Here is a 17520-nt window from a genome sequence, read left to right on the forward strand (position 1 = left end):
ATTCATCGTGGACGTGACGGGAAGGACGTTCGCGCCGGACGCCCGACCGTAGCGACTGCGACTACGGTCGCCCGATCGCGCTGGCCGAGCCGGCCGTCAGCACGCCGCTCATCGTCAACAGCCCGTCGACAGCATCCGCGCGCCGATCAGGCCACCGCCCTCAACCACGCAAGCACATCCGCCTGCGCACGGCCTGCCACCACCGGCTCCGGCGTCAACAGGCAGTAGTGCGAACCATCCTCGACGAACCCCATCGGCGCGACCAGCACACCGCTTTCGATATCGTCGCGAACGAGATGCCACGGGCCGATGGCGACACCCAGCCCCGCAACCGCCGCCTGCAGGCTGAAGTAGAAATGGTCGAACACCTGCCCGCGCCCGCGCACGGCCGGCTGATGCGCGGCAACCGCCCATTCCTTCCACGCGTCCGGCCGTGTCCGCGTGTGCAACTGCGGAACGTCCGTCTTCAACGAGCGACCACCGCGACGAGCGGAAAACCATGCATCGACCTTGTCCGGCCGGCACACCGGCCCCACCCGCTCCGCGAACAGACGCTCCGCGTGGTAACCCGCCGGCCACGCAAAGTCGTTGCGTCGAATCGCCATGTCGATGCCGCTGTCGAATGAAAACGGGCCACCCGCGGCCGCCAGGTGAACGTCGACGCCCGCATGTCGCGCCTGAAAATCCGGCCAGCGCGGAATCAGCCAGCGCATCAGCAGCGTCGGCTCGCACGACAGGACCCAGCGCCGCGCCCGGGCGGCCTCGGTGCGCAATTCCTGCGCGGCGTGACGCATCAGCCCCAGACCGTCGTGAACCGCCTGCGCCAGCTTGCGGCCCGCGTCGGTCAGGAACACGCGCCGGCTGCGCCGCTGGAACAGCGCCACGCCCAGGTCGTCCTCGAGCAGCCGCACCGCGCGGCTGACCGCGCCGTGGGTCAGGCACAGCTCGTCGGCGGCACGGCTGAAATTTTCGTGACGTGCCGCCGCCTCGAAGCAACGCAGCGCCATCAGCGAAGGCAGGTTCGCGCGCATCGGTTGTGAATCCAACTCACCATTCTGGTCAGAAATCATCGCTATTCCGGATGAAACATGACCCATAAGATTGCGCCATCAAACCATCAATCGCAAGGACAGGACGATGACCGAACTGATAGTCGTAGTCACCATCACGCTGCTGGCCGTGATCAGCCCGGGCCCGGACTTCGCGATGGTCACGCGCAACAGCCTGATGCTGTCGCGCCGCTCGGGCGTGCTCACCGCGCTGGGTATCGGGCTGGGCGTGACGGTTCACGTGAGCTACACGCTGCTGGGCGTCGGCCTGCTGATCCGGCAATCGTTGTGGCTCTTCAATGCCGTCAAGCTGATCGGCGCGATCTACCTGGTCTACCTCGGCGTGAAGATGCTCATGGCGAAGGCCGGCAGCGGGCAGACCGACGCGCCGGCCGCACCGCTGTCGGACCTGGCCGCGCTGCGCACCGGCTTCCTGACCAATGCGCTGAACCCCAAGACCACGGTGTTCATCGTCAGCCTGTTCATGCAGGCCGTGCGGCCCGACACACCGCTGATCGTGCAGATCGGCTACGGTGCATTCATCGCGCTGGCGCACGCCGGCTGGTTCAGTCTGGTGGCCGTGTGCTTCTCCGCGACGGCCGTCCGCGATCGCCTGCTGTCGCTGCGGCACTGGATTGACCGCACCTTCGGATGCCTGCTCGTCGGCTTCGGCGTCGCGCTCGCCATCGCGCGCGGCGGGCGCTGATCCGGGCGTCCACGCCGCACGCCGACACAAGCGCCGGGTGCACACCGCCCACGCACCGACGCACCGGATACGCTGCGCGGCAGCGTCAGAACCCGCGCGCGATCGATCGGGCTTCGTCGATCGCGCGGCTGCGATCGACCTTTCCGTCGGAACCGAACAACGTACGCTCGACGACGATGCCCGTGACGTCCGTCACGCCCACGAACCTGAGCCAGGTTTCCATGTACGGGCGCTGAAGATCGAACTCGGCGGCCGGCGTAAACGAACCCGGCGACTGATAACCGAGCCCGCGCGCATAGACCACGGCCGCCTTTTTCCCGGCCAGCTTGCCCGTGAAACCCGCGTCGTCGAACGTGAACAGCACGTCCTTCTGCGAGATCGCGTCGATCAGGTGCTTGAGCTTGTACGGAATACTGAAGTTCCACAGCGGCACGCCGAACAGGAACTTGTCCGCTGCGTGGAACGGCGCTGCGAGCTGCTCGATCCGCTGCCATGCCGCCGCCTGCGACGGTGTCAACGCGGTGCCGCTCAGCCCCGCATATTTCGCGGCCAGCGCGTCTTCGTCGAATTCGGGCATCGCCAGATCCCACACGTCGAGCTTCCGTATTTCATGATCGGGGTGCGCGTGCCGGTACGCGTCGAGAAACGCATTGCACACGTCGATGGATGCGGAATATGCCTTGTTGGGTGAGCCTTCGATATAGAGCACGCACGTCATGGAGCCGGTCCTTGCCAGGAGTGACGGCGACGCGCCGGATGCGCGGTCGCCCACTACGGTTCGCAGCGTATCGAGCCCGCTTATAATTTGGAAACGATATTAATTGATTGAATTAACCCGGATTTGTGATCAATGGAGAATCCTCTCGACACGGCGCTGCTTCAGACGTTCGTCGCCGTCGCCGACGTGCGGAGTTTCACCGGCGCCGGTCGCAGGCTGAATCTCAGCCAGTCCGCGGTCAGCGCCCAGATCGTTCGTCTCGAAGAACAGGTCGGCCAGGCGCTGCTCGTGCGCAATACGCGCAGCGTCACGCTCACCGCGCATGGCCAGACGCTGCTCGGTTACGCGCGCGCGATGCTCAATCTGAGCGGGGAAGCGAGGGCGCGGCTGGGAGCCGGCGACGCAGCCGATACCCGGCTGCGCATCGGCGCATCGGAGGATTTCGCGGAAGGCTGGCTGCCGGACGTGATGCGCCGCCACTCGGCCACGCGGCGCGGCTTGCGGCTGGACCTGACGGTCGACATCGGCGACAGCCTGTTTCGGCGGCATGCCAGCGGCGAATTCGATCTCGTGATCGGCAGCCGGTGCACGCACACGGATCAGGGCGCGACGTTGTGGCAAGAGCCGCTCGTCTGGGCATTTGCGCGCCACGAGCGGTTGCCGGAAGGCGAGGTGCCGCTCGCGTGCTTCCCCGATCCTTGCCCGTACCGGGGCGCCGCCCTCAAGGCGCTCGCGCTGGCCGACCTGCGCTACCGGATCGCGTGCGAAAGCCCGAGCGTCAGCGGTATCCGGACATGCGTGCGCGCCGGCATCGCCATCGCGCCGGTGCCGCGCAGCGCGATCGACGGCACGCTCCGGGAGCTCGGCGTGGCCGACGGCTTGCCGGAACTGCCGGAAGTCGAATTCGTGCTGATGCATGACGCGCGGATGCCGGCCGCGGTCGAATTCGCGGCGACGATCTTCAACGAAGCCGCCGTTCGCACGGGAGCGGGCAAGCGCACTACACCCTAGCAGGCATCGTGCGGCGCCGTTCAGCGCTTGGCGCTCAATCCCGCGCGCACGCCCACCGGTTCCCGGCTGCGCCCCAGTAACGCCGCCAGCGAGAGATCCGCGAGCTTGCCGAACGGCGCGCGCAGCAGGCTCGGCAGGTTCCAGCGCCCCTGCACGAACACGCCCTTCGCGTGGCTCATCGCGCGGAATCCCTCGATGCCGTGATACGCGCCCATCCCGCTCGGACCGACGCCGCCGAACGGCAGGTCTTCCTGCGCGACATGCAGGAGCGTGTTGTTGATGCCGACATTGCCCGACGTGGTGCGCTTGAGCAGCGACTCGCAGTCGCCGTCCTGGGCACCGAAGTAATACAGCACGAGCGGACGCGGACGCGCATTCACGTAGTCGACGACTTCGTCGATCGTGCGATACGTGCGCACCGCCAGGATCGGCCCGAAGATTTCTTCCTGCATGACGGCCGTATCGTCGCCGGCGCCGACGATCAGCGTGGGCGCGAGCGTCCGCTTGCGGGTCGCCGCCTGCTGCGGGCTCACGCCCGCCTCGATCACGCGCGCACCCTTGCCGCGCGCCTCGTCGACGAGCCCCTTCAGCCGGTCGTAATGCCGGTCGCTGACGATCGACGTGTAATCCGGGCTCGTCGGCCCGTCCGGATAGAAGCGCGCGACGGCCGCATCGTATTGCGTGACGAACGCGTCCAGGTCGTCTTCATGCACCAGCGCATAGTCGGGCGCCACGCAGGTCTGTCCGCCATTCGACAGCTTGCCGAACACGATGCTCGACATCGTCCGGCCATCGACATGCCCCCGCGCGACGATCGCCGGGCTCTTGCCGCCGAGTTCGAGCGTCACCGGCACCAGGTTCTCGCTGGCCGCCTTCATGACCTTGCGGCCCACCTGCGTGCTGCCGGTAAACAGCAGATGGTCGAACGGCAGGCCGCTGAAGGCCGCACCGACTTCCGGGCCGCCGAGCACAACCGCGACTTCTTCGCTCGGGAAGGTCTCCGCGAGCATCCGGCGCATCACCTCGCTGGTGCGCGGCGTCAGTTCCGACGGCTTGAGCATCGCGCGATTGCCCGCGGCCAGCGCGGTCGCCAGCGGAATGAAGGTGAGCGAGAACGGGTAATTCCACGGCGCCATCACGCCGATCACGCCGAGCGGCTGGTACTCCACGTGAGCCTGCCCGGCCCGATAGAGAATTCCGACGTGCCGGCGCTGCGGCTTCGTGAAGCGGCGCAGGTTGCGCGTCAGGTAGTCGATCGCCTGGATCACGCCGACCAGTTCCATGATCGCAGTCTCGTGCCGCGAGCGATTCCCGAAATCGGCGCTGATCGCCTCCTCCACTTCGCGGCGATACGCGAGCACCACGGCGCGCAACCGCGCGAGCCTGGCCTTGCGCTGCTGCAAGGTCGGCGGCCCCTCGCTGACGAACGCGTTGCGCTGACGGGCCAGCAGCACCGCCGGGTCGAAGCTCGAGATGGATTCTGCGGAAACGGCCATGGTGCACCTCACGAGGTTGCGTGGATGTAGACACTGTCAACTTGCATGCGGCGGATCATAGGCCCACAATGTTTTCCCTGTCAACATAGGAGCAATACGATGTCGTCGGATGAGGATGCGGACGCCGGGCAAAAGACTTATCACCACGGGGATCTGCGTCGCGCGATCATAGAAACGGCGCTCGACACGCTGCAGGAGCAGCAGGGCTGGCAGTTCACGCTGCGCGAAATCGCGCGGCGCGCGAACGTCAGCCACTCCGCGCCGTACCGGCATTTCCCGGACAAGGCCGCGTTGCTGCATGAGCTCGCACTGATCGGCTTCGATCGCCTGCGCGACGAGCTCGCCGCGTCCATCGATCCCGCGGCGAGCGCACCGGACGTGCTGCTGGCGCTCGCGTATGCCCATCTCGCATTCGGGCAGCGCAACCCGGATCTCTATCGACTGATGTTTGCCGCGGATGCCGGGGAGCCCTCGGACATCCATCTCGATCCACGCGTGCAGGCGCCTTTTCTGCTGGTCGTCGACATTCTGGAACACGGCCAGCGCGCCGGCACGATCCGCGCGCGCCCGGCGCTCGGCCAGGCGACCGCCTGCTGGGCGCATCTGCATGGCCTGACGATGCTGGCGATCGACAGGCGGCTGGTGCGCGAAAAGGTCGGCGATCACGCGATCGAAGATGCGCTGACAACCTTGCTGGACGGACTCGTACTGCCCGCCAGCCCTGCGCGGGAAGCGAAGACGAAAACAAAAGCAAAAGCAAAAGCGAAAGGGTCTTGACCTTCAACTTTGCTTAAAGGTTATGGTTTGCCTCGGCAGCGTATCGAAGCCATCGGTATGTGTACTGCCATCCGACAATCCGGCGGCGGCCTCGCCGCCCTCCGCCGCATTCCCCGGCGGGACCCGCGACAGCAATCGTTTCGCATGGGTCGCACAATCGACCGACGCCGGTTTCGCCGCGATTTCGGCGATCAGCGACAAGACCTGCGCCTTGCTGCGCGCCAGCCGCGCCTCCAGTGCCTCGATGTCCCGCACCTTGCGGTGCAGCGCGTCCAGCAACGCATCGCATGGCCACTGCGCGAGGCCGGCCGGAATCAGCGTGCGAATCTCGTCGAGGCTGAAATCCGCCTTCTGCGCGGCCGTAATCAGGTCGAGCACCGTCACCGCTTCCTGCGGATAGGAGCGATAGCCGTTCGCTTCGCGCGCGACGAGCGTCAACAGACCGATGCGCTCGTAGAAGCGGATGCGCGAAGGAGTGAGGCCGGTGCGTTCCGCCAGTTCCCCGATCTTCATGTTCCGATACTCCTTCGCCGGATCGCATCCGGCCATCCGGCCATCCGTCCCGTCGGGGCTGCAGGTTGTCTCCTGAAATTGATTCGCTATCCGATCTTTATCGGCTTCCTGTCGCAGCGCCGACGGCGCGCACGATCAAATCACGTCGAAACGCAGCCCCGCGTGGCGAACCAGGCGTTCGATGTAGCGCTCGTCGAACATCGTCGCGGGCGTCCAGAAGCCGCCGCCGCGGCCGGTCTTGACGCCGTCTCCGTTGTAATCCAGTGCGAGACCGATCGCGGCCTGGCCGAGCATCTTGCCGGTAGAGCCATAACCCGGATCGCGGTCGCCGGTGACTTTCACGCGCAAGGTCCGCCCGTCGTCGGCGCGACCGAAGAAACGCAAATCGTAGCGGCCGGCCAGCTGGGCGGCCGCACTCGGCCCCTCGCCGGGCTTCGGCAGCAGAAAACGCTCCATCAGGCCGCGCACCGGTTTGATGAGGACACCGACCATGAACGCGCCGAGGCCGGCCACCATCGTCATCGCCGTCAGGCGGCCCTTGAGGCCCGTGCCGGTGATCACCGCTTCGTCGTAGGTGAAGCGGCTGCCGTATGCGTTGCCGGCCAGCGCATTGGAGCGGTGCACGACACGCTCGTTGATCGCCGCCATCACGAATGGCGCGATCCATGCGTCGAAGTCGCGATCGAACGCCGCGGACCGCACCGCATGCTGGCGTACCGTGAAGCCGTGCCCCTTCGGGCACAGCGAATAAGGATCGAGCAGCTCCCTGCGCAACGCGGGATCGGCGGCCGCTTCGCGGACGACGTTGATCACGCTCGCCACCGTGCCGCCCGACGCGCCGCCCTTCAGCGTCCTGACGCGCATCTTCACCTGCGCGGCCGGCACGCCCCACCGCTGCCGCGCCTGCTGCTGCAGGAAGAACACGCCCATGTCCGACGGCACCGAATCGAAGCCGCAGCAATGGACGATGCGCGCGCCGGATTGCCGCGCCGCCGGTTCGTACTTGTCGATCATCCGTTTGATCCACTGCGTTTCGCCGGTGAGGTCGCAGTAGTCGGTGCCGGTTTCCGCGCAGACCCTGACCAGCGGCTCCCCGTAAAGCGCATAGGGGCCGACGGTGGACACGACCACGCGCGTCTGCGCGCAGAGCGCTCGAAGCTGCGCTTCGTCGGCCGCATCGGCAACGATGATCGGCACCGACTGCCCCGCCGCACCCAGCGTATCCCTGACCTGCCTGAGTTTCGCTTCGGAGCGGCCGGCGATGGCCCAGCGCAGCGTCTCGCCGGAGCCCGACAGGTACTCGGACAGGTAGCGGGCCAGGATCTGCCCGACGAAACTGGTGGCGCCAAATACGACGAGATCGTGGGTCGGCTGGGTCATCGGCGGCTCCTCATGGGTGATTGCTTCGACGCGGGGGTGCCGCGAACGGACGTGGCGTCAGCGTTGCTCTCCGGGTGCATCGAAGGCCTTCAACCGGGTCGGCAGGTTCAGGACCAGTTGCGCGTCCTTCACCACGTCGAGACGCAGGATGGTGGACGCGCCCAGCCCGTCGAGCAGCTGGCTCAACGGGCCGCCGTGCCGCACGAGCTCGACGTTGCGCGGCAACAGGCGCTGGGCGAACGATAGCGCATTCGTCTGCACCGATGTCTGGTGCCATTCGCCGTCGATGCGATTGATCATCGTCGTCGAGCCCATGTGCGACTGCGATGCGACGTGGGTCAGTTCCGGCAGCGGCGCGCTCAGGCTCAGGTCCGGCCGGCCGCCCGGGCCGGCGATGCGGGCGCGGGCGGTGGCGCCGAGGTCCACGTCGATGTCGGCGAGCCACTTCGGCAACTGATAACCGTGCACGCCGCGCACTCGCGCGATTTCCGTGGTGACCGGCAGCGCGAGCACGTGCGCGAAGAAGCTCCGGCGCCGCATCGAATCGATCAGCTCGCGCGCGTGCGACCCTGTCGCGCCGGGCCGGCGGATGACCACCGCGACGGACACTTCGTCATACGGATCGTTGTCGCACACCGAATACGAGAAGAAGGTCAGCGCGACCAGCCCGTACCCGGGCAACGCACGCAGCGGTTCGAGCGGCACCGGCAGCGTGGTCCGCAGGCGTTCGAGCGGCGCAAGGAACAGCAGCTGGATGCTGCTGGAACGGTAGTAGAAATTCGGCGCCCAGGTCGGGCCGACCCGCGAAGCAACCTGACGCTTCGGAATCCGACGGAAAAAATCGATGTTCCCCGCGGCGGGATCGCGCGCCACCTCGTCGAGGTCGGGATTCATCCGGAACCGGTCGTAGTACCCGCCTTCGGGCACGTCGACCGTATGCGGCCCGAATTCGACCTGTGTCAACCGCCTGTCCATGTTCGTCGCCTCTCGTCGATGATCGACCGTGGCAGGCAACACCCGAAGCCTGCTGACTCACCGCCGTCAGCAAGCACTCTAGGATTGAAGTCGACTTTAAGGTCAAGGACCGAAATAGAGGGGCACGTCGGATCGCGTCGGGACAATCGCCCCGTTCCACGGCTACAACCGCAACGGCGCCAGACCGTCGCAAGGCGTCATCCAGAACGGGTGGCGGCAGGGCATGATGGGCAGCACGAAGGCCCACTACGACGGCATCGTCGCGTTCTCGCAGACCGATTTCACCGAAGACCTGAAAAGCACCACGATTCCCGTTCTCGCGATGCATGGCGACGACGACCCGATCGTCCCGTATGCCGATTCCGGTCTCCTGTCGGCGAAGCTGGCGAGGCGCGGCACGCTGAAGACGCACCAGGGCTTCCCGCACGGCATGCCCACGTCCAACGCCGACCTGCTCGCGCTCATCCGCGGCTGAACACGGAAAGCGCAGACGCGGCCTTCAGCGGCAATCGTCGCCGAAGGCCGTCTCCCCGCGCCTGTCCGCTCCCGACGGCAGCGAGTCGTGCCCGCGAAGAAAATCGGGAACCGCTTCTCCGATCGAGGCGAGATACCCGGCCATCGCGCCGGCGACCTTGCGCACGGCGGGACGTGCGGTCATCCGCTCACGCCACGCGAGCAGGCGCGGCGTTTCGTCCGTCATCGGTGCGCCCTTGCGCGCACCGAACAACTGCGCCATGTAGAACGCGATGTCGGCGTACGAATACGCGCCGGCCAGACACTCGCGATCCGCCAGCTCGCGCTCCATGCGCCGATAGTATCGGGCCGCTTCGTCACGCGCGGCCCGCGCGGCCGGATCGTCCGGCGTCGCTTCCAGCCCCATCAGCCGGACGACGTGCGGAAAGTAGATTTCGTCGCTGCCGTGTTCGAGCTGGCGCGCGATCGCGCGCGCCGCCGGATGCGCCGGCCACAGCGCGGGAGCGGGCTTCAGATCCTCGAAGTACTCGAAGATCTGCGTGGAATCGAAGAGTTCCAGATCGCCGTCGATCAGCACCGGCACCTGGCGCTTCGGGTTGATGCGCACGACATCCGGATGTTTGGGGTCGTAGCCGCGACGCTGGCTGAAGGGCGCCATCACCAGCTCGAAGTCGATGCCCTTCTCGTGTGCCGCAATCTCGACCTTCGCTCCAAACATGCTCAGCGGCCCGGAAATTATCTTCATGGTTCGCACTCCAGTGAGGTCAGGCGCTACCCGCGTCAAACACCGGGCGGCGGTACCCGCATGCTCGCGTCCAAGCCGGAACCCGGTGTCGATCAAGCGGATCGGGAATACGACACAGCATAAGTCCGATAACATGACACCTCATGTCAGGTATTCGAGGTAACGTGCGCTCATGAAAGCAAGCCGCCTGTTGTCGATCATGATGATGCTGCAAGCGCGCGGCCGGATGACGGCACCGGCGCTGGCCGCCGCACTGGAAGTGTCCGAGCGCACGATCCTGCGCGATATCGACCAGCTTTCCACGGCCGGCGTGCCGATCTGGGGCGATCGCGGCCGCAACGGCGGCTTTCAGTTGAGCGAAGGCTGGCGCACCGACCTCACGGGGCTCACCGACCACGAGGCGCACGCGCTGATTCTGGCGGGCCTGCCCGGGCCCGCGCGAGAACTGGGACTCGACGGCCTGGCGGCCTCCGCCCGGCTGAAGATGATGGCCAGCCTGCCGCCCGGTTCGCGCGAGCACGCCGATCGTGTCGCCAGCCGGCTGCACGTCGACACCGTGGATTGGTACCGGGCGCAGGAAACACCGGCATTCCTGCGCGAAGTCGCCGATGCGGTGTGGGGTTCGTACCGTATCGACGTGAAGTACCAGAGCTGGCGCGGCACGTCACGCCGCGCGCTCGAGCCGCTCGGCCTCGTGCTCAAGGGCGGCGCCTGGTACCTGATTGCCAGGATGGTCGGCAAGCCCGGCGCACTCACGTTCCGGCTCGCGAACATCCTCGAACTCCATGCATCGCGCCGCCGCTTCAGGCGCCCGGCGCGATTCGATCTGGCGACGCACTGGCGCGACGCGATGACCCGGTACGAAACCGATCTCCATCGGCTGACCGCCCATGTCGCGGTGTCGCCGCGCGGCGAAACCTGGCTCGCCAACGCGCGAATCAGGACCGCGCCGGTCTTGCAGCATGCGGGCAGTGCGGAGGTACCGCCGGGATGGAAGGAGTATCTGATGCCGATCGAATCGATCGAGCACGGCGCGCGGACGCTACTGGGGTACGGCGCACACGTGAAAATCCTGGGGCCGCAGGCGCTCAAGGATCAGTTCATCGACGCGCTATCGCAGGTGAAAGCGCTTTATCAGGCGGGGGGCGATTGAAGCATGGGCTTCGATTGCAGGGCAGCCGTTGCGCGATGCGGAAGAGTCGCCGATCGTTCTTCGATGCATATCGGATCCCAACGGTAGCGGAAGGGTTTCATCGTGAAATCGTTCGCACAATGAAATGAAATGAATCGTCATTCCCGATTCCGGCCAACTGCTCATCCGAAGGCTTCGTCGACGAAATCAGATCTCGTCGGCGAACTCGTCGAGAAAGCGCTGCAACCGGTCGCGACGAACGATCGCCATCCGGGTACCGGTGACGGTCTGGAAACCAGTTGAAAGCCTCAGCAGTTTCGTGCGGAAGTGATCGATCGCGAAACGCGTGTCGTCGAGTTCCCGTTCCGATGCGTGTGGATCGGCCGGGTCGTACAGCGCGCTGCCCATCCGGCCCGCGACATAAAAGCACCGCGCGACGCCTACCATCCCGATCGCATCGAGCCGGTCGGCGTCCTGCAACACCTTTGCTTCGAGCGTCGTCGGCGCGATACAGGCCGAGAAACTGTGCGCCTCGACCGCGTGAGCAACGGCGTCGATCTTCGCGTCAGGCCAATCCAGCGACTTCAGCACCTGCCGGGCCTTTTGCGCCGACAGCCGCGATGCCTGCGCGCGAAGCGGAGAATCCTTCTCCACCGCCACGCAGTCGTGCAGCAATGTCGCGGCGAACAGCACCTCGGCATCGCCGCCCTCCTTCGCGTGGATCGCGGCCGCGTTCTTCCATACGCGTTGCAGATGCGAAGTGTCGTGGGAACCGTCGCCGTCGGCGCCGCTCCAGTGAGCCAGCAGGGCCTTGGCCAGATCCTGAAAGGGTGTGAACGCAGGGAGGGTCATGAGGGGCGGCAGTCGAGGTCGGGATGCCGATTATCGCCGCAAGTGCCGCACGGCACACGATCGGCAGCCCGATCCGCCCTTGACCCCGGCGACTGCGCTTCGAACGCAGTGCCGGGTTCGCCGCACGATCGTGCGAATGCATCAGACCGCGGCGGTTCACTCGGTCATCGCCGGGCGAAAAGCCACGATCGCAACGGATTCAATTCCACGCATGGCGCGCCGGGCGCACGCCGTTCAGGTAGTAGTTGCCGACGAGGTGATATTTCCAGCGCACCGGATCGTGCAGCGTATGCGTGCGTGCATTGCGCCAGTGCCGGTCGAGGTTGTGCTCGGAAAGCGTCGCCCGCGTGCCGGCCAGTTCGAACAGCTTCTCGCCCGCGAGCAGCGCGATCTCCGTCGTCAGCACCTTTGCCTCGCCCACCGCCACCGACGCGCGCGCGACGTCGTCCTCGGTCACGTCGCCGCGCGCCGCGATCTCGTCGAGCGTGCGCGCCGCGCGCTCGAGCAACGCCTCCGCCGCATGCAGCTGAATGTGCAGATGGCCGATCTCGCGGATCGTCAACGGATCGTCCACCGCACGCTCGACGCCGCTGTCGACCCACGGCCGCGTGCGTGTGCGCACGAACGCCAGCGTATCGTCGAGCGCGGCCCGGGCGATGCCCGCGTCGATCGCGGCCTGGATGATCTGCGACAGCGGGCCGTTCAGCGTCGGCAGGTCCGACACGCGTTGCGCCGGCAGCACGTGAGACGCAGGCACGCGCACGTTGTCGAGCACGACCGTGCCGCTCGCGGTGGTCCGCTGCCCGAATCCCGACCAGTCGTCGATCACGGTCAGCCCCGGCGCCGGCTGGCGGATGTATGCGAGCCACGCGCGGCGCTCGTCGTCGAGGCCGAGCACCGGCACGTAATGCGCGAACAGCGCCCCGGTCGAATAGAACTTGGTGCCGTCGACGACGTAATCGTCGCCGTCCCGGCGCACGCGCGTCTTCAGGTCGAGCACGTGTTTCGTGCCCTTCTCCGAAAAACCGTTGCCGAACCGCTTCCCGCTCAGCACTTCGGAGAAGAACAGGCGCTTCTGCGCGTCGGTACCGGTCAGCGCGATCACGTCGACCAGCCCGAAATGATTCTGCGGCAACTGCCCGAGCGACGGATCGGCCGCGGCGACGATCTTCACCACCTCCGTCAGCGTCACATGCGAGACGCCCGCACCGCCATAAGCCTTCGGCACGGTGATGGCCCACAGCCCCGACTGCGAGAACCATTCGATCTCGTCGCGCGGTAACCGGCGCTCGCGGTCGCGCTCGGCCGCGCCTTGCGCAAGCCGTTGCGCAAGCGCATGCGCGGCCGCGATGGCCTGTGCGTCGTCGGCGATCACGCTGGCCGCCTGCGGTTGCGTATCGGCCGGTCGTTCCTGGATCGTGGCGCTCGTCTCTGACATCGGGCTCTCCTGCTGGTTGACGGAAACGTTCAATCTAGCAGTGCACCGAGCGCCGGCAAACCGAGCGATTCGCACAACGATATTCCTTCGAACGACAAACGATGCGGCACGCCGCGCGCAAAAAGCCGCGCATCAGCAGCGACATCGACGCCCCGGCATCGATGCCACGGCGCGTCGCCCGCGTAATGCCCGGCAGCGATAAGGATGTACGAATCCGTTATTGGATCGTGCGCATCGTGCTTCCTATACTGGCCTGCCGGCATCGACGGCCCCCGCCTTTCAAGGACCACCGCATGACTTCATCTCCCGCCGCAACCGAACTTTCCACCGGCACCGACTATGACGCGCTTGCCAGCCGCTTCAGGCCGATCTTCGAACGCATCGCGGCCGGCACCGCGGAACGCGAACGCCGCCGCGAACTGCCGCACGAGGCAATCGGCTGGCTGAAGGCCGCCGGCTTCGGCGCCGTCCGGCTGCCGGTGCGCGACGGCGGCGCCGGCGCATCGCTGCCGCAGCTGTTCCAGTTGCTGACCGAGCTCGCCGCCGCCGATTCCAATCTGCCGCAGGCCTTGCGCGGGCACTTCGCGTTCGTCGAGGACTGGCTGAACGCGCCGCCCGGCGCCGATCGACAGACGTGGTTCGACCGCTTCGCGAGCGGCCAGCTCGTCGGCAATGCGTGGACCGAGACCGCCGACGTGTCGCTCGGCCAGACCATCACGAAGGTGTCGGAAAAGAACGGCCGGCTCGTGCTGAACGGCCGGAAGTTCTACAGCACCGGCAGCCTGTTTGCCGACTGGATCGACGTGTTCGCGCAACGCGCGAGCGACGGCAGCGACGTGATCGTCGCCGTCGCGACCGCGCAACCCGGCGTGATCCGCGAAGACGACTGGGACGGCTTCGGCCAGACGACGACCGGCAGCGGCACCACGCGCTTCGAGGACGCGACGGTCGACGCACGGGACGTGATCGACTTCGCGCGACGCTTCAAGTACCAGACTGCGTTCTACCAGCTCTTCCACATCGCGACGCTGGCCGGCATCGGCCACGCGATCGTGCGCGACGCCGGCGAGCTGGTGCGCCACCGCACCCGCGTGTACAGCCACGGCAACGCACTGCGTGCAGGCGACGACGCGCAGCTGCAGCAGGTGGTCGGCGAGATCGCGTCGTGGGCCTACGCGGCCGACGCGCTCGCGCAGCGCGCCGCGCAGCCGCTGCAACGGGCCTACGAAGCGCACTTCGGCGGCGATGCGGCGGCCGAGCACGATGCGAACGTCGCGGCCGAGATCGAATCCGCGCAGAGCCAGCTCGTCGTGTCGGAACTCGTATTGCGTGCGGCGACGCACCTGTTCGACGCGCTCGGGGCGTCCGCCACCCGCAGCACGACGGCGCTCGACCGCCACTGGCGCAACGCGCGCACCGTGTCGTCACACAATCCGCTCGTCTACAAGGCGCGGATCGTCGGCGACTGGGTCATCAACGGGCGCACGCCGCCGTTCGTCTGGCAGGTCGGCAACGGCACGGGCGCGGGCGCGGGCGCGGACACGCAAGCAGAAACCGGAGCCGCGCAATGAGCAAGACCGGCAAGACCATCCGCTTCAACGCGTTCGAGATGAACTGCGTCGGCCACCAGTCGCCCGGGCTGTGGGCCCATCCGCGCGACCGGTCGTGGCAGTACAAGGATCTCGACTACTGGACCGACCTCGCCCGCGTGCTCGAGCGCGGGATCTTCGACGCGATCTTCATCGCGGACGTGATCGGCTATTACGACGTCTACAAGGGCAGCAACTACCACGCGCTGCACCAGGCCGCGCAGATCCCGGTCAACGATCCGCTGCAGCTCGCCGCGCCGATCGCGATGGCGACCGAGCATCTCGGCATCGGCATCACCGCGTCGACGACGTTCGAACACCCGTACACGTTCGCGCGCCGGCTGTCGACCGCCGATCATCACACGAAGGGCCGGCTCGCGTGGAACATCGTCACGTCCTACCTCGAAAGCGGCGCGAAGAACGTCGGCGATCACGGCCTGCGCACGCACGACGATCGTTATGCGGTTGCGGCCGAATACGTCGAGGTGCTGTACAAGCTGTTCGAAGGGAGCTGGGAAGACGGCGCGGTAGTTCGCGACCGCGACGGCCGCGTGTTCACGCATCCGGAGAAGGTGCACGAGATCGGCCACAAGGGCCGCTTCTTCGACGTGCCCGGCTACCACCTGTGCGAACCGTCGCCGCAACGCACGCCGGTGCTGTTCCAGGCCGGCGCGTCCGGCCCCGGCAAGGCGTTCGCCGCGCAGCATGCCGAATGCGTGTTCGTCGCCGCGCCGACCCGCGCGCAGCTCGCGCGCTACGTGGCCGACGTGCGCGCGCAGGCCGCCGCCGCGGGGCGCGACGCGAGCAAGGTATTGATCTACAACCTCGTCACCGTGATCGTCGATGAAACCGACGAGAAGGCGCAGGCCAAGTTCGACGAATATCGCAAGTACGTGTCGTACGACGGCTCGCTGGTATTCATGTCGGGCTGGACCGGCATCGACTTCGGCCAGTACGCGCCGAACGATCCCGTCCGGCGCGTCGAGACGAATGCGATCGTGTCGGCGGTCGAGCACCTGTCGGGCGGCGACACCGCCTGGACGATCGAGGAACTCGCGGCCTGGGGCGGCATCGGCGGCCTGGGTCCGGTGTTCGTCGGCTCGGCGGCGACGGTCGCGGACATCCTGCAGGAATGGGTCGCCGCGACGGACGTGGACGGCTTCAACCTCGCGTATGCGGTCGCGCACGAAACCTTCGAGGACGTCGTGCGTCATCTCGTACCCGAACTGCAGCGGCGCGGCGTGTACCCGACCGGCTATGCGCCGGGCACGCTGCGCGAGAAACTGTTCGGCGGGTCGGCGCGGCTGCCGGACGAACATCCGGCCGCGCAGTTCCGCGACATCGAGCAGGTCAAGCGCGATGCCGAGCGGGTAGCGGCCTGAGCGGACGGCATTGCGGCAGCTGGTCGGCCGGCTTCACGACAGGCAGCAACCGGTGCGTCGGGCCGCTCGCCCGACACCTCGCCCGATTGCTGCTCTCCTCCTCGCTCGAAGAAGCGCGCTGCGGCTCCGCCGCGCGTTCCGGCTGCGCACTCGCGCATCGACAGCAATGCAGATATCGCGGTAACGACGACGCGCGCACTGATGAAAGCGCGCGTTTTCCAGCGGACGAACATTCGCGCGATCTGATTCCGGGCTGATTCATCACCGATTCGTCGCCGGCATCTCCCGACCCCGATCCGGCACACGTTCAACGCCAGGGCAACGCATCCGCAGTGTCACGCACGTGCGGCAAGCATCGCCGTCGTATCGGCGCCCCAACCGGGTGCGCGGGAGATCGAGCGTGCCCGCTCACGTCGCGGCCCCATGCAATGCCGCGACGCGCCGGTGCACCGACGCACATCAACCGTGCGTATGCCGCAATTCGCCGTCGATCGTCTGCGGCAGCGTCAACAGGTTGAAGATCGGGCACACGGCCTCGACCGCCTGATGCAGTGCACGAATCGTCTCCGGCGGTTCGGGCGACACGATATCGAGCGTGTAGCGGAGGTTGTGCGGAAACACCGGCACATGCTCGAAGCCCGGCTGCTGCGCGAGAGGATGCTGGTCGCCGGTCACCTCGACTTCGATCGAGTCGATCTTCAGGCCGCGCTCCGCGGCCTGGATCAGCGTGATGTGCGTCAGGCAACTGCCGAGCACGCCGAGCTGCAGCTCCGGCGACGCCGGCCCGAGGTTGTAGCCCGCAAAGTCGGGCGGACTGTCGCTGATCACCTGGAAATCGCGAATGCGGATCTCGCGCACGCCGCTGCGGCCCAGTGCACGCACGGTCGCTTTCAGCGGCGTCGCCTTGAATTCCGGATCGTTGCGCGCGGCATCCTTTTTCGCGAGCCAGGCGTCGCGCTTCTGTTCGAGATAGTCGTTCAGTGTCGTCATGGTCGGGCCGGTACGGTCGCAATCATCGGCCTCGCATGCGACGGCCGGTTGAGGGGAGTCGTCATGCTATTCCGATCCGCTTCGACCACTAAACGATCTTTCCAGCAAAGCAATTCGCGCCGCGCGATGTCACATTGCAACCTCCGCGTTCAGGAACGCGTCGGCAGTTATGCACCGGCCGCCGACTTATCCACAATTTCCGTGCATAACCCTGTGGAGAACCTGGCGGCAATCGCGCTGCCGCCCTTGCCGACAGGCGTCGCCGCGCCGCCGTCGCCGCATCGCGGGCACTG

The 17520-nt window shown here is 66.7% G+C and carries 16 protein-coding genes and 1 pseudogene; 7 read left to right on the forward strand and 10 right to left on the reverse strand.

All coding sequences use genetic code 11. The features are described 5' to 3' along the window. Positions 1–146: 146 nt before the first annotated feature. Positions 147–1070: a LysR family transcriptional regulator gene (locus tag FOZ70_RS34495; protein WP_111998464.1), complete on the reverse strand. Its 924-nt coding sequence runs from the start codon at positions 1068–1070 to the stop codon at positions 147–149. Between the two features lie 67 nt (positions 1071–1137). Between FOZ70_RS34495 and FOZ70_RS34500 the strand changes: the two genes are divergently transcribed. Next, positions 1138–1755, forward strand: a complete 618-nt coding sequence (locus FOZ70_RS34500) for a LysE family transporter (protein ID WP_059555102.1) — start codon at positions 1138–1140, stop codon at positions 1753–1755. 85 nt (positions 1756–1840) lie between these two features. On the opposite strand, the gene FOZ70_RS34505 is transcribed toward FOZ70_RS34500, so the two are convergent. Beyond that, positions 1841–2473: an NAD(P)H-dependent oxidoreductase gene (locus FOZ70_RS34505; RefSeq protein ID WP_219707695.1), complete on the reverse strand. Its 633-nt coding sequence runs from the start codon at positions 2471–2473 to the stop codon at positions 1841–1843. Positions 2474–2605: 132 nt separating this feature from the next. Here FOZ70_RS34505 and FOZ70_RS34510 point away from each other — a divergent pair, with 132 nt between their 5' ends. Next, positions 2606–3484: a LysR substrate-binding domain-containing protein gene (locus FOZ70_RS34510; RefSeq protein WP_219707696.1), complete on the forward strand. Its 879-nt coding sequence runs from the start codon at positions 2606–2608 to the stop codon at positions 3482–3484. A gap of 20 nt (positions 3485–3504) precedes the next feature. Here FOZ70_RS34510 and FOZ70_RS34515 read toward each other — a convergent pair whose 3' ends face one another. Next, positions 3505–4980, reverse strand: coding sequence for a coniferyl aldehyde dehydrogenase (locus FOZ70_RS34515; RefSeq protein ID WP_060228512.1), 1476 nt, complete (start codon positions 4978–4980; stop codon positions 3505–3507). A 45-nt stretch (positions 4981–5025) separates the two neighbouring features. Here FOZ70_RS34515 and FOZ70_RS34520 point away from each other — a divergent pair, with 45 nt between their 5' ends. Continuing rightward, entirely contained in the window at positions 5026–5757 is a 732-nt protein-coding gene (locus FOZ70_RS34520) for a TetR/AcrR family transcriptional regulator (protein ID WP_258025809.1), read from the forward strand. Between the two features lie 3 nt (positions 5758–5760). On the opposite strand, the gene FOZ70_RS34525 is transcribed toward FOZ70_RS34520, so the two are convergent. From FOZ70_RS34525 to FOZ70_RS34535, 3 genes are all read right to left on the reverse strand, one after another. Then, positions 5761–6270: a MerR family transcriptional regulator gene (locus FOZ70_RS34525; protein ID WP_219707697.1), complete on the reverse strand. Its 510-nt coding sequence runs from the start codon at positions 6268–6270 to the stop codon at positions 5761–5763. 135 nt (positions 6271–6405) lie between these two features. Further along, positions 6406–7650 carry a saccharopine dehydrogenase NADP-binding domain-containing protein gene (locus FOZ70_RS34530; RefSeq protein WP_219707698.1) on the reverse strand — a complete coding sequence of 415 codons (1245 nt, stop codon included), beginning with the start codon at positions 7648–7650 and terminating at the stop codon, positions 6406–6408. A gap of 57 nt (positions 7651–7707) precedes the next feature. Beyond that, complete coding sequence (locus tag FOZ70_RS34535) at positions 7708–8625, reverse strand: acetoacetate decarboxylase family protein (RefSeq protein WP_219707699.1); 918 nt, start codon at positions 8623–8625, stop codon at positions 7708–7710. A 151-nt stretch (positions 8626–8776) separates the two neighbouring features. Between FOZ70_RS34535 and FOZ70_RS34540 the strand changes: the two are divergent. Then, positions 8777–9100: pseudogene (locus FOZ70_RS34540) on the forward strand (alpha/beta hydrolase); the annotation flags it as partial. Positions 9101–9124: 24 nt separating this feature from the next. Here the strand turns inward: FOZ70_RS34540 and FOZ70_RS34545 are convergent. Further along, positions 9125–9844: a glutathione S-transferase family protein gene (locus FOZ70_RS34545; protein WP_060228520.1), complete on the reverse strand. Its 720-nt coding sequence runs from the start codon at positions 9842–9844 to the stop codon at positions 9125–9127. 172 nt (positions 9845–10016) lie between these two features. Between FOZ70_RS34545 and FOZ70_RS34550 the strand changes: the two genes are divergently transcribed. Beyond that, positions 10017–10997, forward strand: coding sequence for a WYL domain-containing protein (locus FOZ70_RS34550; protein ID WP_059710095.1), 981 nt, complete (start codon positions 10017–10019; stop codon positions 10995–10997). Positions 10998–11183: 186 nt separating this feature from the next. On the opposite strand, the gene FOZ70_RS34555 is transcribed toward FOZ70_RS34550, so the two are convergent. Both FOZ70_RS34555 and FOZ70_RS34560 read right to left on the reverse strand, forming a co-directional pair. Further along, positions 11184–11828 carry an HD domain-containing protein gene (locus FOZ70_RS34555; protein ID WP_059555115.1) on the reverse strand — a complete coding sequence of 215 codons (645 nt, stop codon included), beginning with the start codon at positions 11826–11828 and terminating at the stop codon, positions 11184–11186. A gap of 199 nt (positions 11829–12027) precedes the next feature. Further along, positions 12028–13266, reverse strand: a complete 1239-nt coding sequence (locus tag FOZ70_RS34560; protein ID WP_219707700.1) for an SfnB family sulfur acquisition oxidoreductase — start codon at positions 13264–13266, stop codon at positions 12028–12030. 293 nt (positions 13267–13559) lie between these two features. Between FOZ70_RS34560 and FOZ70_RS34565 the strand changes: the two genes are divergently transcribed. Both FOZ70_RS34565 and FOZ70_RS34570 read left to right on the forward strand, forming a co-directional pair. Then, positions 13560–14837: an acyl-CoA dehydrogenase family protein gene (locus tag FOZ70_RS34565; protein ID WP_219707701.1), complete on the forward strand. Its 1278-nt coding sequence runs from the start codon at positions 13560–13562 to the stop codon at positions 14835–14837. Further along, complete coding sequence (locus FOZ70_RS34570; protein WP_059620409.1) at positions 14834–16237, forward strand: LLM class flavin-dependent oxidoreductase; 1404 nt, start codon at positions 14834–14836, stop codon at positions 16235–16237. Before FOZ70_RS34565 ends, FOZ70_RS34570 begins: the two co-directional genes overlap by 4 nt. A 459-nt stretch (positions 16238–16696) precedes the next feature. On the opposite strand, the gene FOZ70_RS34575 is transcribed toward FOZ70_RS34570, so the two are convergent. Further along, a complete protein-coding gene (locus FOZ70_RS34575; RefSeq protein WP_021160217.1) occupies positions 16697–17227 on the reverse strand; it encodes an OsmC family protein in 531 nt (176 codons plus the stop codon). Between the last annotated feature and the right edge of the window lie 293 nt (positions 17228–17520).

The sequence above is a fragment of the Burkholderia sp. COPS genome (genome assembly GCF_019425585.1).
Lineage (GTDB): Bacteria > Pseudomonadota > Gammaproteobacteria > Burkholderiales > Burkholderiaceae > Burkholderia > Burkholderia cepacia.